The sequence below is a fragment of the Bartonella sp. MR168JLCBS genome, assembly GCF_042194175.1.
Window position 1 is genome coordinate 1 of record NZ_JBHIMP010000018.1, and the last position, 18567, is coordinate 18567.

The 18567-nt window shown below is 36.8% G+C and carries 9 protein-coding genes and 2 pseudogenes; 3 read left to right on the forward strand and 8 right to left on the reverse strand.

The window, feature by feature from the left end:
* Positions 1 to 218: pseudogene (locus ACFIK8_RS08115) on the reverse strand (hypothetical protein); the annotation flags it as partial.
* 632 nt (positions 219 to 850) lie between these two features.
* The gene (locus ACFIK8_RS08120) at positions 851 to 1981 is read right to left on the reverse strand and encodes a metallophosphoesterase (protein WP_375636668.1); all 1131 of its coding nucleotides are present in this window, start codon (positions 1979 to 1981) and stop codon (positions 851 to 853) included.
* Between the two features lie 797 nt (positions 1982 to 2778).
* Between ACFIK8_RS08120 and ACFIK8_RS08125 the strand changes: the two genes are divergently transcribed.
* The 3 genes from ACFIK8_RS08125 to ACFIK8_RS08135 all read left to right on the forward strand — a co-directional run bounded on the left by ACFIK8_RS08125 (position 2779) and on the right by ACFIK8_RS08135 (position 12033).
* Positions 2779 to 6534 (forward strand): autotransporter outer membrane beta-barrel domain-containing protein, encoded by a 3756-nt coding sequence (locus tag ACFIK8_RS08125; RefSeq protein ID WP_375669150.1) that lies wholly within the window; start codon positions 2779 to 2781, stop codon positions 6532 to 6534.
* A 682-nt stretch (positions 6535 to 7216) separates the two neighbouring features.
* Positions 7217 to 11458, forward strand: a complete 4242-nt coding sequence (locus tag ACFIK8_RS08130; protein WP_375669151.1) for a right-handed parallel beta-helix repeat-containing protein — start codon at positions 7217 to 7219, stop codon at positions 11456 to 11458.
* A gap of 365 nt (positions 11459 to 11823) precedes the next feature.
* Positions 11824 to 12033, forward strand: a complete 210-nt coding sequence (locus ACFIK8_RS08135; protein WP_375669152.1) for a hypothetical protein — start codon at positions 11824 to 11826, stop codon at positions 12031 to 12033.
* A 621-nt stretch (positions 12034 to 12654) separates the two neighbouring features.
* Here the strand turns inward: ACFIK8_RS08135 and ACFIK8_RS08140 are convergent.
* From ACFIK8_RS08140 to ACFIK8_RS08165, 6 genes and pseudogenes are all read right to left on the reverse strand, one after another.
* Positions 12655 to 13437: an ABC transporter ATP-binding protein gene (locus ACFIK8_RS08140; protein WP_375653261.1), complete on the reverse strand. Its 783-nt coding sequence runs from the start codon at positions 13435 to 13437 to the stop codon at positions 12655 to 12657.
* Positions 13424 to 14308, reverse strand: a complete 885-nt coding sequence (locus tag ACFIK8_RS08145) for an ABC transporter ATP-binding protein (RefSeq protein ID WP_015856300.1) — start codon at positions 14306 to 14308, stop codon at positions 13424 to 13426. Before ACFIK8_RS08145 ends, ACFIK8_RS08140 begins: the two co-directional genes overlap by 14 nt.
* Positions 14301 to 15230, reverse strand: coding sequence for an ABC transporter permease (locus ACFIK8_RS08150; RefSeq protein ID WP_015856299.1), 930 nt, complete (start codon positions 15228 to 15230; stop codon positions 14301 to 14303). Before ACFIK8_RS08150 ends, ACFIK8_RS08145 begins: the two co-directional genes overlap by 8 nt.
* A gap of 2 nt (positions 15231 to 15232) precedes the next feature.
* Positions 15233 to 16306, reverse strand: coding sequence for an ABC transporter permease (locus ACFIK8_RS08155; protein ID WP_015856298.1), 1074 nt, complete (start codon positions 16304 to 16306; stop codon positions 15233 to 15235).
* A 112-nt stretch (positions 16307 to 16418) separates the two neighbouring features.
* The gene (locus tag ACFIK8_RS08160; RefSeq protein WP_375669153.1) at positions 16419 to 18020 is read right to left on the reverse strand and encodes an ABC transporter substrate-binding protein; all 1602 of its coding nucleotides are present in this window, start codon (positions 18018 to 18020) and stop codon (positions 16419 to 16421) included.
* Between the two features lie 373 nt (positions 18021 to 18393).
* Positions 18394 to 18567: pseudogene (locus ACFIK8_RS08165) on the reverse strand (ABC transporter substrate-binding protein); the annotation flags it as partial.

Consider the following 18567-nt stretch of genomic DNA (forward strand, 5'->3'; position numbering starts at 1 on the left):
ACAGAGTAATTGGCATGCCCCGCCCCCGCAAATTGTGCAATCGGTTGAATGGCTGTTGTGCCTCCCAAAAAACTTGGCAAAAACTCTCTTAAATTAATGGACCCAAACCACCCCTTCATACGATGAGGCAAAGATTTACAAAAATCTGTCAATTGTGAGATGGTGCCCATAAAACCATCGACAATCCAACTCGCTAAATCTTCCCCAGCTTGTTCCATACTTGCCTTGGCAGCATCAGAGAGCTTTTCGCGGGCAAAAAAACTCTTTCTAAACTGAAACTTCTTAAAATCCCCTTTTTACACTTTTCTCCAAGCAAAGATAAAACTGTCAAGACATGTGAGTGTCATCTAAGAGTAATTGCGTGAAACCATAACCACTATAAACAGACACTAATATTTGTATCGTATTGTATCTATTTACTTACGTATAAAAGAAGAAGATAAAATTGTAATACAATTAAAAGTTCATACGATTAATCAAAAGAAATTGTACAGCATCACAAAACATCAATTGTTTGAAGATTATAAGTAAAAAATTGATCAAAACAAAAAGCTTTCTTGGTAATTCTGGATACTTCCTCGACACACTCCTCTTCTCTTCAAAGATGAAAGCCTAAAAAGAAAAAATAAAATAACAAACCATTATTCCGCTTTGTATTAAAGCTTTGTTCACATTAAACCATTGCACTTATAGCGCTTAACCTGATATTTTAGCATTTTTGAAAAAAATATGAAAAAGATGTCTGATTTTTTATTCTATTTTTAAGTGACACTTAGACACTCTCATTGCTCTTCAAGTCCGCGCATATAATACGTTTTTCCCTCATCCTTAAAACAAAGAAAAAAAACTATTATAACTGACTGCAACTTGCGGAAAATTGGGTGTCTTTCCCTATAATACCAAGATCTTTAATTAAAAGCGGTTTTCCTATTTCTCCATTATAGGCTTTAACGTGAATGGTCTTTCCCTTCACGTCTATGAGGTAATAATCTCCATTAAAAAGTGCACCAGCTGTATAGATAGGGATATTTCCAAAAACCTTATCATTTTTCGCACGGCAATAAGACTGATAATGCGTGTGACCTACGAAGATTGCTTTAACATTGTGAGAAGTAATAATTGACTTAAAGACCGACAAATCTTTAGCATTCTTTTTACGAATAAAAAAGGATTCACCATCAATGGAGGCAGCACGCGCATCATGAAAATTAATGATTGTCACTTTACCTCTTGCATCAGCAGCAGCTAAATCGTTCCTAAGCCAATCTAAAGATTTATTGATTTGCACCTGCATAGACTGTCCCATCAAACGAACCGTATAGCTTGGATAATTGTGAAGCTGCACATAGTGAACATCTCCATAATCCCAAGAATAACTCAAACTTCCCCTTATAGAGCGAATATTTCCACCCGAAATGGGAACCAAACTTTCAGTAACATCTGCATTGAAATGCGATAATTGTCTACGATATTTTTTGATTTCCGATACCATTCTTGAAACTGCACTTATAGCACAAGCATCTTTGTAAAAACTGAATTCTTGAGAATTTGTACAATTACCAACATTATTGGCATAATCATGATTCCCTAAACCCTCATAGACAGGCGCTCCAAAATTTTTATAAACATTTTTATAATCATCATAGTTCTTTTGTTGTCCAAACTCCGTCAGATCACCATTGACAATATGGAACGCGGCCTTGTGCGCTTTTATCACACCAGCAACCTGCTTATTTATCTTTAACCATGGCTCTCTGTTTGATATTCCATTGGCATCACCAGAGTTTAAACGCCACGGTTGCGGATCAGCCATGATGATAGCAGTATAATTTTTTGCAAGAGACTTTTCTTTCATAGACCAGCCCATGAATGCATCATGATAAAGCCTCTCGTCCCTTCTTAACTTTTCAGAATCAAGGTTAAAACAACCAGAGAGAGTAAAAGCAATCACGGTGATTACCAATTTAACTTTATATCTCATAAACCTATCACCATAAAAACGTTACATATTTTATTATATTATAAAAAATTCTTCAGAAGCAATTTTTTATATTTTCTTGTCAAGAGTGTGTCAAAAATTCAAAAGAACGAAAGCAATGATCCTTCAATGAAGGTGCACTTTGATGATATAAAAGCACTGCTGGTTTCAAACCTTCAACTTCAAGCACTTTAATTTATTGAGATTTATGAGCTTGGGCTCTGTCAAATGCTATCGATACATCAACAGATACAAAAAACTAGTTATTTATCAAAACTTATCAAATGTTCGTATACTATTAAAGTATCCCCAACAGAAGAAAAAATGTGTTCTGTATGCTAGAGTCATCAACTCCTTTGGATATCAAGATCAAATACATTAGAATCTTATGATAAATAAGGTAGAAATAATCAAAAGTTCTAGAAAAAGTGTTTAAGTATTACAGTCATAACTCACTTTGATAAAATATAAAACTGCAGAAGTATCATAAAAAAATTATTATTACTTTACAAAAAAAAACAATATAAAATATGTAAGTATTATAATAATATTTAAATTTATATAATATATATTTACATTAAATTTAATTATATAATATAAACAATTATAAGAACATTGTGTATTAAATATAAATTCATATAATGTTAATATCAGTTAATTTTTAATTTTGACAAGAAACCAAAAATATCTTACAAAACTAAAGACAATTATCGAAATTAATAACAACTATCCATTTTCACTTCTTCTTATGAAGTTTTCGGGGGAATGAATATTTTGGGGCTCTCATAAGGAGAATATTGGTGTATAAAACATCCCTTTTATCATGCACGGCTGCAGCCGCTATCATCCTGTTCAACATCCAGTTCAGTGTACATGCTGAAAATCTCGAAGTTTCTGAGGGAAAGACAGTATCCGAACTCGGAAAAACCTATGAGATTATTCATGCAAAAACCGGCGGTAAAATCACCGGCAAAGATTTAACCGTGATCGGAAATAAAGATATAAATTCAAGCGAAAACGAAACCGCTTATGCTGTCACGGCTGAAAACCCTGACAGTGCGATTACGTTACAAGGAAACACAACCATTAAAGGAACTGCTTCTGTCATTTCTTTAGGCGTTGAAGCAAAAGACGGTGCTACATTTCAAATGACTGGGGGAACCATTACCGTTTCCGACACTGGTGCTCTCTTCTGGAACAATGAAAACAAAAAAAGCTGGCTGAACAATGTGACAATATCGAGTGGTAAAGATGAAGCACCTCTACTCGTTGGGATAAAAGCAGACAAAAGTACCGTTGATTTAACAGATGTCAAAGTGATGCAAGCAGGCAATGCTGTAATCGCAAATCATGGTTCTGAAATAACAATCTCTGGAGGATCATTTGGTGCAAAAAATACAGCAATATCTGCTCAAAATGGCAGCATCATTACCTTAAACAACAATGTTACAGTCGCATCATCTAATGGTACTGGACTCCATGCAGATGGTATAGAATCCAAGATCACAATGAAAGGAGGAACTGTCACAGGAGGAACTGTTATAAGAAGAATTTGGGATGGATATGAAAGCGTATTACTTACAGAAAATGGTGGACGTATTGAAATTACGGATGTTACTCTAACAACAGATGGCAAAGGAACCGGTGCACTTGCACTTGGTTCTGATAGCAGAATTGAATTAAAAGGCAATACAAAAATTAACAATGCTTTGAACGGTCTTGGAGCATTTGATGGTGGTAAAATCACCAGCGAAAATTTAACACTCATCGGTTCTGGAGCAAAAGAAGAAAGCACTGGTGTAGGAGTTAACCTGCCTAATAGCAAGATTGAACTAAATGGAAAAACAACCATTGAAAAATTCACACATGGGCTTGATGCACGAAATGGTGGACAGATTGATGTCACGGATGTAGCTTTAACAACGAATGACGCGGGAACCGGTGCACTTGCACGTGATCCTGCTAGCAGAATTGAATTGCATGGAACGGCGACGATTAATAATATTTTGAAGGGTCTTAGAGCAATAAATGGTGGCAAAATTACCAGCGAAAATTTAACAATAACCGGTGGTAAAGCAATTAATGAAAATCTCGGCAAAATAAGCACTGGTGTACGGACAGAGGATTCTGGTAGTGAAATTCAGTTAACCGGCAAAACAACTATTCAAAATGTTGATGAAGGTCTTTATGCGGATGGTGGGAGTAAAATCATTAGCGGAGATTTAACAATAACCGGTAGTGAATCCGAAGAACCAACCGTTGGTGTAAACATTTGGGATGCCGATAGTATAGTTGAATTAAATGGCAAAACAACCATTCAAAATGTTGATGTTGGTCTTTTTGCTATTGAAGGTAGTACAATTAAAACGAGTAATGGCGCTATTGATGCTAATTCTAAAGGTCTAGATACCCAATCCGACACTCCTCAGAATGGGAAAAAAAATAAAATAGAAGCAAAAAAAGCTGCACTGGTTGTAATAAATGGCGGACATATTGATCTGAAAGATGTTTCTGCCACAGCAGAAGTTGCCGGTTTACAATTCGCAACTTTCTCTGATAATGATCCAAATGGCTCGCATGATCCACAAAAATATCATAGCAATGAGATCAATCTGACCAATGCAGAGCTTCATGCTGAAAATGATACAGGAATTTTCATTAAAACTGTTGTTGAAAAAAGTATCGAAGATGCTGCTGCTCCATCAATCGGCACAGTCAATCTTAAAAAATCAGAAGTTCATGCTGACGTATTATTAGGAGATGGTATTTTTTGGGACAAAACATCATGGAAAGATAAAGATTTGTGGGATGGTAAAGAGGTTAAAGCGATCTCCAACGGCACTTTCACATTAAACGCTGATCAGTCTACTCTAGAAGGCAGAGCGAATATTTCTAAAGACAGAAATGTACACTTTGATCTAAAAAACAATACGCAATGGATCTTAAAAAACAGTGCACATGAAAAAGATGATGATGGCAATCTCCTTGATATTGCTCAAAGATCTCGTTCTGATATTTCCACGCTTAATCTCGACAATAGCTCCATTATCTTTAATGGACCAACAGAAGAGCATTATCACACATTGCATATAGGTTCTGGTAAACCAGACACGCAAGAAATCTACAAAGCCTCTGGTGACGCAAAGATTTACTTCAACATTGCTTGGAGTGATAGTGTAGCAAGTGCCGATCAAAAAACCGATAGGCTTCTCATTCACGGTGATGTCTCAGGAACCACAGCAGTTTATATTGACAGCGATTCAGGGGATAAAAATAGTGTAGTAAATGCTGCTGATCCTTCGAATATCGGTGGACTTTCGCTTATTCAAGTCTCTGGAAAAGCACAGGAAGACTCTTTCAAACTGGCAAATGGCTATACCACAAGAGGTCGTTTACCTTATAAATATACGCTGACTGCTTATGGACCAGACTCAAGCCATGGACAAGCCGATATTGCGCAAAACCTGTTTGATGAAAAGAATGAAAATTTCTGGGATTTCCGCTTACACAAAGAAATTCTTGAAACTGGCTCTGGTTCTGCTGGCTCTGGTTCAGGTTCTGCTGGCTCGGGTTCTGGCTCTGGTCCAAGTGTAGCCGCTCTTGTACCACAGACAGCAAGCTATTTGGTCATGCCAAATGCTCTTTTCAGTACAGGATTAACAGATATGGCTAAACAAAACGCGCTCTTAGCCAATATCAGAACATCCATCTTAGGAAAAGAAGAGGAAAAACAAACCGGTTTCTTCTTATACACCTATGGAAGCACAGGAACTTTATCTTCTGAACGCGGACCTCTCAAATACGGTTATGGTGCTGATATTCGCTATGCTGCTCTCCAAGCCGGTGTTACATTGGCAGCAATTGAAGGGCAAAATACCACAACACATCTCGGTCTTGTAGGTACCTATGGGCAGCTGTCGTTTACACCAAAGGACATGTCAGATGCCGGTAAGAACACGCTGGATAAATGGTCACTGACAGCCTATGGCAGTATACAACACAACAGTGGTTTCTACATTGATGCACTCTTGTCCTACGGTATCCTAAAAGGGCATATCGCCAATGCCATCAGAGGCAATACCGCAAAGTTGAACGATGCCAAAATGTTGAGTATCTCCACCACTGTTGGCAAAGAATTTGCAACCGGAATGGAAGGTTTAACATTTGAGCCACAAGCACAAATTGCCTATCAACATTTGATGTTTAACACCATTGAAGATGCTGATAATTTCACTGTTGATATGAACAATCCTTCTCAATGGTTGATCCGTGTTGGTGGACGTTTGACCCAAACCATTTCCACTGAAAACAACCGTCCTATGTCTTTCTATGGAAAAGTAAACTTAATCAAAACCTTTGGTGATGATGGTACCATTCATATTGGTAGAGACTTTGACCTTGATCCTATGGGACCTGCAATTGAAGGCGGCATTGGCATCAATGCACAACTGTCTCACAATTTCTCCCTTCATGGTGATGTAAGCTATCAACAAAAGCTTCAGAAAACTGGTATAAGTGGTGCAAACTTTTCAGGTGGAATACGCTATCAGTTTTAAGGAAAGACTGTAAAAATAGCCTATCATTCTATTTAACTTAACAAAAGGCAGCACAATTGTGCTGCCTTTTTTTGTATATTAAAGCCGTCTTTCTCTTTTCAAGGACCTCTCTTCTCTTCATGTAAAAAATGCAGCGCAGAACATTCTTCTACGAAACTTATTCAATCAGATACAATAAACATAATAAGAATCCTCAACAAATTCATGCGACACATTCAAGAAGAATGCTACGCTTTGTAAAAACACATCAAGCAGTATTCTTTATCTTAAACAGAAAACGCGTTTTAAATCCAACGTAAGGAAACTTTTTTCATTTTTGCTTATTGCTCCCAACTGCGCTTGCCCTCCCCTTTTTCCTTAATGCGGAAAAAATTGTAACCGATATTATGCGCCTTCAACAAAAATCTACATAAGCTAAAATTCACTTAAAATATTATTTCTGAATATTCATTTTATATTTAGAAAAAATATTTAATTACTAAATAGTAAGCTAAAAAAAGAATTATTATTTAATAATACATTTAAATTGAATATAAATTATATTATCATATACTTTAATTTGACAGGTAAGAATAAACAAAATAGGCTGAATCGGTTATTTTATTGAAAACCATCTATTTTCACTTCTTCTTATGAAGTCGGCGGGAAAATGAATGTTGGGGGCTTTAAAAGGAGTGGACTAATGCCTAAAAAATTTCTTCTATCCTGCACAGCAATTATGGCAGTTGTACTGTCTGGTATCCATCTTAATGCACAAGCTAAAAATCTTGAAATTTCAGAAAGTAAAAAAGAAGTTTCCAACGAAACCTATGAAATTATTCACGCAAAAAAAGGTGGCCAAATTATCGGCAAGCATTTGACGATAATCGGAAACAAAAAAACAAACACCAATATAAGTACAAATACGCACGCTATAACAGCTGAAGGTTCTAACACTGCGATTGAATTACTGGATGCTACAACCATTAAAGGAACTGGTTCTAACATTTTCTTCGGTCTTGAAGCAAAAGATGGTGCTACACTAAAAATGACTGGGGGAACTATTACAGTTTCCAAAACTGGCGCTAAATTCTTGAACAGTAAGAATGCTGAAAACAAGCTAAAAGATATAATAATATCAAGTGGCAAAGGCAAAGAACCACTAAATTTTGCAATAGTTGCAGACAAAGACAGTGAAGTCACTTTAGAAAATCTAAAGGTGAGTAAGGCAATGAATAGCGTCGTCGCAAATAATCAGTCTAAGGTCACAATCTCTGGAGGATCATTTGATGCAAAAGGCGCATCAATACATGCTCTAAGCAGCGGCACGATTACTTTAACTAACAATGCTCAAATTACATCATCTGATAACGTTGGTCTCTATGCAGAAGGCTCAAAAGCCAAGATCACAATGACGGGAGGAAATATAACAGGAAAAGATGCCGCATTATCTGCAACCAAAGGTGGCCATATTCAAGTCACAGACGTGTCCTTAAAAATAATAAATAGCCCAACTTTCACTGTCAATGCTTACAATTCTGATACCATAATTGAGTTGCTCGGAAATACAACCATTAGCGGTGATGGAGGTGGACTTTTTGCAAAAGATAATGCTATGATCAAAATGACTGGAGGATCCATTAACGCTTCCTATATTGGTGCTAGCTTCAATAATAGTAAGAACGCTGGAAACAAGCTAAAAGATATAATAATATCAAGTGGCAAGGGCAAAGCACCACTATCCGGTGGTGTATTTGCGTACAATGGCAGTCAAGTCACTTTAGAAAATGTAAAAGTGACTAAGGCAATGAATAGCGTTACTGCAAATAATAAATCTGAAATCACGGTATTGGGAGGATCATTTGATGCCACAAAGGCAGCAATATCTGCTTACAATGGCAGTCGCATAACTCTGACCAACAATGTTCAAGCTACATCATCTCATGGCACTGGACTTCATGCAACAGATTCAGAAACCACAATCGAAATGACGGGAGGAAGCGTAATCACAGAAAAAATGGCGTTGGTTGCAGAAAACGGTGGACATATCAAGGTCACAGATGTTGCGTTAACAGCGACGAATGATAAAATCGGAACAGTTGTCGCCGGCGGTCCGAACAGCATGATTGAATTGCATGGGAATACAACAATTAAGAATGCTGTAGTCGGTCTTCATGCACAAAACAGTGGAATGATAAAAATGATCGGAGGGACCATTACAGCTTCTGAAACCGGTGCTGGTTTCTACAATAGTAAGAGCGATGAAAACAAGCTAGAAAATGTGAAAATATCGAGCAGTAACGATAAAGAGCCTAAAATCACAGGAATAGGTGCCGACAAGGAAAGTAAAGTCACTTTAGAAAATGTAACAGTTACGCAGGCAAAAAGCGGCATAGCTGCGAATAATCATTCTAAAGTAACGGTTTCTGGAGGATCATTTGAGGGGAAAACCGTAGGAGTATACGCTGGAAACGGTAGTAACATTACTTTAACTAGTAGTAAAAAAGGCAATGTGCAAGTTACATCATCATCATCGAATAGCAAAGGACTCTATACAAATGGTTTACATTCTACCATCACAATGACGGGGGGAACAGTAACCGGAGAATTAGCATTAAATGCAGAAAACGGTGGGCATATTAAGGTCACAGATGTTTCTCTAACAACAACAAATGGCAATGGGGGAGGAGCAGGAGTTGATAGCGCTAATAGTATGATTGAATTATATGGAAATACAACGATTAAGAATGCTACTGTCGGGCTTTTGGCAAGTAATGATGGCGTAATTAAAATGATAGGGGGAACCATTACGGCTTCTGCAACTGGTGTTGGCTTCGTGAACAGTAAGAGCACCAAAAACAAACTAGAAAATGTAATAATATCAACCGGTAAAGATAAAAATTCAGGCAACGGAATACGTCTAGAGAAAGAAAGTAGACTCACTTTAAAAAATGTAAAAGTGACTCAAACAGGCAACAGCGTAATTGCAAATAATCGTTCTAACATAACAATCTCTGGAGGATCATTTGATTCAAGCTATGCAACAATATGTGCTCAAAACGGCAGCAGCATCACCTTAACGGACAATGCTCAAATTACGTCATATGATGAAGCAGGACTCTATGCACAAGACTCAAAATCCACGATTATAATGACAACAGGAAGCGTGACAGGAAAATATACAGCCTTAGAAGCAGATATAGGTGGCCATATTACGGTTACAAATGTTGCTTTAAAAGCAACTAATAATGGCAGTGGTGTAGCTGCTGGTGCAGCTTCCTCTGGCTCTAACAGTGTGATTGAATTGCTTGGAAATACAACGATCAGTGACGTTAAAATCGGAATTGATGCGCAAAACGATAGTACAATCAAAATGATCGGAGGAACAATTACTGCTTCCGAATCTGGCGTTCATTTGTTAAAAAATAAGAGCAATAACAAACTGAAAGATGTAACGATATTAAATAGTAAGGACAATACACTACTGATCAACGCAATAATTGCAAGAAGAAGTGCCATTACTTTAGAAAATGTAACCGTTCCGCAAGCAATCAATAGCATAATTTCAGATAATGGTTCTCAAATAACAGTTTCTGGAGGATCATTTAACGCAGAAGGTGCAGCAATATCTGCCATAAACGGCAGTACCATTACTTTAACTGACAATACTCAAATTACATCATCTGACGACGCTGGACTCTATGCAAAAGACTCAAAATCTGTCGTTACCGTAACGGGAGGAACAGTACAAGGTAAAACTACTGCATTATCTGCCCAAAATGGTGGACGTATTAAAGCCACGAATGTTACTCTAATAACAGCAGATAGCAACGGATCCGGTGCGGAAAGCCAAGATGTTGGCAGTTTAGTTGAATTATATGGCCACACAACGATTAAAAATGCTGAGATCGGACTTTCTTCAGAAAATGGCGGGATGATTAAAATGATCGGAGGAACAGTAATTGCCGAAAATAGTGCATTTGTTGTAAATAATAATGGACATATTGATGTGACAGATGTTTCTGTCACAGCAGAAGATAGAGGTATAGCATTTGAAAAATCCAAGAACAATAAAACATCAGAAGTCAATTTAACCAATACAAAACTTCACATTAAAAATGGTACTGGAATTAATGCAAATGAATCAATTGGTAAAGTCAATCTCAAAAATTCAGAAATCCGTGCCAATGTTTTATTAGTAACCGAAGCTTCAACGAAAAAAAATGATTTCACTTTTACACTAAACGCCGATCACTCCGTCTTAGACGGCAAAGTGAGCACCGAAAAAAAATTCAAAACAATCTTTGATTTGCAAAACAATACGAAATGGACATTGAAAACAAGCACAAATAAAAAAAGCCAGAACGAACAACTGCTTGATATTGCTCAAAGAGTACGTTCTGATATTTCTGTCCTTAACATCAATGACAGCTCTATTGTTTTTGAAGAGCCAACAGAAGATCATTATCACACGTTGCACATAGGATCTGGCAGACCAAATACTAAAAAAGTCTACAATGCTACAGGAAAAGCAGAAATTCATTTCAATGTCGAATGGAGTGATAGCGCTGCCGTAAACAAACAAAAAGCTGACCATCTTCTGATTCACGGTGATGTTTCAGGGACTACACTGATTTATATCACTGGACATTTAGAAAAGAACAATATTAAAGCAGACACTTCTGCTCTTACCAGTGTACGTGGTCTTTCACTCATTCAAGTGTCTGGAAAAGTAAATCAAAACTCTTTCAAACTTGCAAATGGCTATATCACAATAAGTGGTTCACCTTATAAATATATACTGAAAGCTTATGGACCAAAATCAAACCACAGTAAAACAAATACTGAACAAAACCTTTTAGGAGAAAATAAAAATTTTTGGGATTTTCGCTTGCAACCATTACTGCTTGATAGCGACTCAAAAGTAAAAAACATCGTGCCATAAATACAAACTCTTTGATCATGCCCAGTGCTCTCTTGTATGCTGGATTGACCGATATGGCTAAGCAAAGTGCAACTGTTAACCAATATGCGACATTTGTCTTAAGGAAAGAATAAGACAAACGGAATGGCTTTTTCTTATACACCTATGGAAAAACAGGAAGCTTATTTTTTGATAAGTAGTACTTCTAGTAGATATGGTTATAGCAGTACTCATCTTCGTTATGCTGCTCTACAAGGAGCTGTTAACTTTGTCGCGCTAGAAAGGAAAAATATCTACAACACATTTTGGTCTTATAGAAACCTATGGACAACTCTCTTTGCACTCCAAAGAATATGCAAGACAGCAAGTAAGAGCATATTGAATAAATGGTCATTTCACTCACCGCCTATAGCAGTAAACAGCGTGACAGTGGTTTTTATCTTAATACTCTTTTATCCTATGAAATCCTAAAAGAAGATATCATCAATGCCATCATTGACAAAACAGCAAAATTGAAATCAGCTATTAACAACAGCTTTAAAAAAACTGGTATATCCGGAGCAAGTTTTTCAGGTGGAATATACTATCATTTTTAAATCAAGACTGTAACAACAGACGTATTGTTATCTGTATACATTTTATCAAAAAAGGCAGCACAATATGCTGCCTTTTTTATTTATAAAATCTGTTTTTCTTTCAAATAATCTCTTTTTAAGAATAAAAAACAACAAAAATAGTTGAATCATTCTCATGTACCATTGAAAAATTTTCATAACAGCTTCTTCTTTTGCAAAGAATAAAACTTAGCATTTTCTGATAAATAAGAGCTAACATTGTAAAAAAGAATAAACAAATCAAAACAATAAAAATCAAACTATACTCTAAAGAATAAATTTTCCTAGAAAACATAGCATTATTAATCACCTATTATTTTTTACAAGTTTAATGCTCATCTACAATGAAAACTTCTAGACATAAATTTATAATTAACAAATTATACAAAAAAATACATAATGCGCGTTATGAGTCATGCAGATGACTCATAACGTTGTACAACTAATAAAGTGAAAAATATGAGAGCTAAAACTTCTCTCAATAAATTATATCGATAAGATTTCACACTATAAAAAATACAAAAACTCTCTATTACAACAAAGATACTAAATACTTCTCGAAACCTAAAACAGAAAAATGTATTTTCTCTTTTGGAAAATCGATCATACTCTTTGCTCTCTATGGACAATAGGCTCTATACTTGCTTCAAAAAACTCCTTTGTATAATCGTGTTGCGCATGTAAATTACGCAATTCATCATTGCTAAGCTCTTCAAGAATAATCCCTTTATGCATAATTCCAACACGTTCACAAATATGTGCAACAACAGCAAGATCATGGGATACCATCAAATAAGTAAGCTTTTTTCTCACGCGTAATGATTTCAACAAGTTTAAAATTTCAGCCTGTACCGACACATCCAATGCAGATGTTGGCTCATCAAGCAACAAAACCTCTGGTTCAATAATTAAAGCACGTGCAAGAGCAATACGCTGACGCTGCCCTCCAGACAGCTCATGAGGATAACGATAAAGAAATGAAGAATCTAAACCAACGGAATCTAAAGCATCCTCCACCCGCTCCTTTTGATTATCCATCCCATGGATTTTGAGAGATTCAGAAAGAACCGTATGGACCATTTTTCTTGGATGAAGTGAAGCATAAGGATCTTGAAAAACCATTTGAATACAGCGTAAAAAATCTTTACTTCTTTTCTTTTCGACTTCTTGTCCAGCAAAAAGGAACTTTCCACTATAATCTGGAATAAGCCCCACCAATGTATTCAAAATTGTTGATTTTCCACATCCGGATTCACCAATCAAACCATAAGCTTCACCACGCTTAATATGAAAATTAACATTTTTAACAACTGTTACTGCCTTATGCCTATGACCAAAAGTTACAGATAAATTAGAAACATCAATAATATTCTCACAATTTGTCATGAGGAACCTCCTCAACACCATTAACAATCGTAGGATTATGTAACCAATCAGGATCACGCTCAGGAACAGCCAAAACATCAACAGGATTATCAAGCCGTGGCAAACTCGCGAGCAATGCCTTCGTATAAGGATGACAAGCGTGAGACAAATCAGAAGCAGGCAACTCTTCTAACACACGGCCTGCATACATCACCAAAATACGATCACAAAAATCAGCAATCATATTCAAATCATGACTAATGAAAATAAGTCCCGTTCCAGATTTTGTCACAAGTTCATCTAACACAGATAAAACTTGTCGTCTGACCGTAATATCAAGTGCAGATGTTGGCTCATCGGCAATAATTAAATCAGGTTTTGGAATGAGCATCATTGCAATCATCACACGCTGCCCCATCCCCCCTGATATTTCATGAGGAAATAGGCGCATCACATGTTCAGGATCACGAATATGAACAGATTCTAACATAGATATAGTCCGTTCCTGCGCTTCAACTTTTGAAACGCGGTAATGAATACGGTAAGCCTCCATAATCTGCTCACCAATCCGTATTAATGGATTAAGTGAATATTTTGGGTCCTGTAAAATCATTGAAATACGCTTCCCGCGGATTTTTCGCATCTGAGGTTCACTTGCGGTCAATAAATCAACATCCTCAAAGCGCATTTTTTTAGCTTTAACAATGGCTGCTCTTGGACTCAACCTTAATATTGCGCGCCCAGTCATCGATTTTCCAGATCCGGATTCACCAACAATTCCAATTTTTTCTTTTCCAACAGAAAAACTAACGCCACGCACAACTTCTGAAATGCCGCGCGTTGTAGGAAAAGAAATACGTAAATCTTCTACTTCTAATAATTTATTACCCATTGCGTGGATCCAATACATCACGAAGACCATCACCTAAAAGGTTGAAAGCAAGACTTGCAAATAATATTGCACAGCCTGGTATTGCCGCCAACCACCAATTTGTCATCATAAATTCCCGCCCTGAAGAAAGCATCGCACCCCATTCAGGACTTGGAAGTTGAGCTCCCAACCCTAAAAAACCAAGGCCAGCAGCCGTTAAAATAATGCCAGACATATCTAAAGTTAATCGTACAATCACTGAAGGAATACACATGGGCGCAACGTGAAACAAAATTATTCTCCAAGCAGAAGCCCCTTGCAAGCGAACGACAGAAACATAATCAGAAGAACGTATTGTCAAAGTCTCAGCACGTGCTAAACGTGCAATTGGGGGCCATGCTGCAATTGAAATTGCAATAGAGGCATTTTCAATCCCTGGTCCCAATGCGGCTGAAAATGCAAGAGCTAAAATCAAACCTGGAAAAGCAAGAAAAATATCGACAATGCGCATGAGCACAGTATCAACCCATCCGCCCATATAACCAGATACAGTTCCAACAATAAGCCCTATTGGACCTACAATAATGGTTGTAAGAAAAACAACATAAAGAGTAATACGGGAACCAAAAACAAGGCGACTAAAAATGTCACGTCCTAATTCATCTGTTCCAAAATAATGCGCCATAGAGGGTGGCTGCAACCGATGCCCTAGATCATTGCTAAGAAAATCATGCGTAGCAATCCAAGGAGCAAAAAATGCACATATGATAATAATACAAATAATAAGCAGACCGAATACAGCCGAAAAGTTATGAAAAAACTTAACCAGTGCGTGATAAATTCTCTGTATGTTCGCCTGAATTATGGAGCTTGGAACAGGGTCGTTTAACCAACCACCCAAAAAAGATGATGATTGCGATTTATGATGATTACTTACTGTCATATTCAACGTGTCCTTGGATCAAAAATGCGATAAAGCAAATCAGAAAATAAATTAATGGCGACAAAGATAAATCCTACAAGTAAAGTACATCCTACAACTGCATTCATATCTCCGGCTAAAAGAGCATTTGTCAAGTAATGTCCAAAACCAGGCCAAGCAAAAACTGTCTCCGTTAAAACAGCCCCTTCTAATAAAAAAGCATAAGAAAGCGCAACAACGGTAATAACCTGAACAGCAGCATTCTTAAAGGCATGTCCCCATACCGTTCGTGCCCACGATAACCCCTTTACACGTGCAGTAATGATATATTCCTGATTAAGCTGCTCAATCATAAACCCACGAGTCATACGGCTAATATAAGCCATAGCACCGAAAGCTAAGATCAAAGCAGGCATAATAATGTGACTAAAAACATTACCAAAAGCCTCCCATTGTCCTTGGCTTGCAGTATCCCAAAGGAAAAATCCTGTTTTTGGTTCGAAAGAATATTCATAAAGAAAATCAATACGTCCTGGACCACCAACCCAGCCAAGCTTGGCGTAAAATATTAACAAAGCCATTAAACCGAGCCAAAACGTTGGAGTAGAATAACTTACAAGTGTAAAAACACGAACAACATAATCAATAAATGAATCGCGATACATTGCTGCAAAAACACCAAATGGAATTCCAAGACTTGTGCCAATAACAATAGCAACGGTTGCAAGCTCTAATGTTGCAGGAAATACACGCATAATATCAGCTAGAACAGGACGCCCAGAAGTTAAAGCATCTCCAAAGTCAAATAAAAATACATTATGAAGATACTTCCAATATTGAACAATCAACGGCTTATCAAGACCAAGCTTATAATACATTGCATCATAAGCTTCCTGACTGATATTATCACCAAGAATAGACAGAACTGGATCTAGAGGAAGAAGATGACCAAGAAAAAAAGTGATCGTCACCAACCCAAGCAATGTGATAAAAACTGAAATAAGAAGTTTCAATCCTTTGCATAAAAAATCCCATAAAAATAATCTTTTCTGCTTTTCTGATACAGCTCTTTCAGTCTCTGAAAGTGGCAAAACCATTATAAAAATCCCCTCTGTAGCGACAAAACATAAAGCAAATACCTTTTTTTATATAACGAAACAACCTCTTATTAAGCATGTTCTACAATCCTTCTCTATAACATGCTTCTTTTTATTTTTCTGCTTCATTGTAATAAAGTCTATAACTGTTCCAAATCCATTTTTTGACATCAGGTCCCATACCAACGGTATAATATGTCTGAAATAAATAAACCATAGGACCATGCTCTAGCACATAATGCTGTAAAGTACGATATTGCATGATACGCTTATTGGGGTCTTTCTCAAACAAAGCATCCATCACCATGTTATTAATATTTTCATCATAATACCCAGCGCGCCAAGCCAAATACATATTGTGCTTTTTTGTAAATGTTGGATCAGGATTAAACACGTGATTTAATGAGGCAGGATGTCCATCAGGATCGGCACTCCCCCACCCCATAATAGCAGTATCATAATTTCCACCACGTACACGGCTCAACAATTGATTTTGTGCCATTTTTTCAATTGTCAGCTCAACACCAATTTTACGTGCATTGGCTTGAATAGACTGTGCAACAGACGACATATAACTAAGGCTTCCAACTAAAAGATTAGCTTTAAAACCGTTCGGATAACCAGCCTCAGTAATTAACTGTTTTGCTTTTTTCAAATCCAACTTAAAAGGCAGACCTTCTTTTTCATCCAAAGCACCAGGAACACCCAAGGACATATAAGTTGCCCGCGGAATAGCAATCCCCTTCAAAACAGTTTTTCCAAGACCTTCATAATCAACCAAATAACGAAGTGCCAATCTAACCTTTTCGTTTACAAAAATTGCATTCTTATTATTTAATGATAAATAAATAATCTGGGGGCGCAAAACACGACTAATTTTGACTGGGCCTCCCTTTTTTTCAAGATCTAAAATATCCTCTGAAGAAAGATCACGCGCTATATCCACATCACCTTTTTCCAAAAGAAGTCTTTGACTTGATGAATCTGCTACGTGCTGCACAACAATCTTCTTAATTTTAGGCACATCGCCCCAATAATGCTGTGTAGCCTCTAATACAACTTTATCTCCTGGAGACCAGCTCACCAATTTATAAGGTCCAACACAAGCCGAATGTGTCGCTAAATATTTATTCCCCATATCACCGTTAATACTCTGCGCTTCAATTGTTTTCCGATCAAGCAAAGCAGAAGCATAAGACTGTCCAATAACAGTCAATATGAGCTGAATAGGGTAGGGTTTATCTAATTTTAATTGCAAAGTCTTATCATCAAGAGCTTGAATATTTGTTTCAACATTGTTTTTAGTAAACCCATAATCCATTAAAGATTGGGCATAGCTCAATCCTAATTTAATAATCCGCCGCATCGACCATACCAAATCTTGCGCCGTTGCTGTTCTTCCATCATTAAACTTTAAATCATCACGAAGATGAAAAACTATTCTTTTGCCATTATCTAAAACATCCCAAGATTTTGCCATAGCAGGGCGAATTTTTGTAGGATCATGTTCATCATATTGTACTAACGCGCTACAAATATTCGTCAATAACTCACTCGTCACGACTTCAACAGTTTGCGCTGGGTCAAAACTACTCATTGAATCAATATTCCATGCCATCACCAATATATCTTTAGATGAAGCACTAAATGCTGATGCTATAGCCCCATTTAAAAAAGCTGTTATGCCTAATAAAACAGAAAATTTTTTCAACATTTTTTTCCCATTTTTTTCCTATTATATTCTTATGCCTTTTCACACATAGCTGTTGTGATTTTGCTCTTTCATCTTTTAAACAGCATAGTATCAAACATCAACTTTATTTAATCAAACTAAGCATCTATAAAATAATTCTCTCATACATCAATCTATATTCGGGATGCAGAGAATCTGTAGCCACAAACAAAGATCTTGTCCAATATAACTTTCTATATTCATCCCCCTTAATAAACGACCTCCATCATATACAGCACAAACATCCCTCACAGTTTCATCCTTTAAGAAACTGAAGGACTTTTATATGAAAGAATATTTTCATCATGCAATTATGATCAAGCTATTTTACCTTTGACAACACCAAAAGACACTTTTATTTTTCAATTTTACTATAAAAAATACGCGGTGCACTATTCCAAACCCATTTTTTGACATCCGGTGTCATCGCGACAACGCTATATTGCTGGTAAATAAACGCATAAGGTCCTTTTTGCATAAGTTCACGTTGTAAATCAGCATATATTTGCGCCCGTTTTTGCGGATCTTT

Coding starts and splice junctions, on each gene's coding strand:
- ACFIK8_RS08120 (WP_375636668.1), bottom strand. CDS start 1,981: ATGAGATATAAAGTTAAATTGGTAATCACCGTGATTGCTTTTACTCTC.
- ACFIK8_RS08130 (WP_375669151.1), top strand. CDS start 7,217: ATGCCTAAAAAATTTCTTCTATCCTGCACAGCAATTATGGCAGTTGTA.
- ACFIK8_RS08135 (WP_375669152.1), top strand. CDS start 11,824: ATGGTCATTTCACTCACCGCCTATAGCAGTAAACAGCGTGACAGTGGT.
- ACFIK8_RS08140 (WP_375653261.1), bottom strand. CDS start 13,437: ATGACAAATTGTGAGAATATTATTGATGTTTCTAATTTATCTGTAACT.
- ACFIK8_RS08145 (WP_015856300.1), bottom strand. CDS start 14,308: ATGGGTAATAAATTATTAGAAGTAGAAGATTTACGTATTTCTTTTCCT.
- ACFIK8_RS08150 (WP_015856299.1), bottom strand. CDS start 15,230: ATGACAGTAAGTAATCATCATAAATCGCAATCATCATCTTTTTTGGGT.
- ACFIK8_RS08155 (WP_015856298.1), bottom strand. CDS start 16,306: ATGGTTTTGCCACTTTCAGAGACTGAAAGAGCTGTATCAGAAAAGCAG.
- ACFIK8_RS08160 (WP_375669153.1), bottom strand. CDS start 18,020: ATGTTGAAAAAATTTTCTGTTTTATTAGGCATAACAGCTTTTTTAAAT.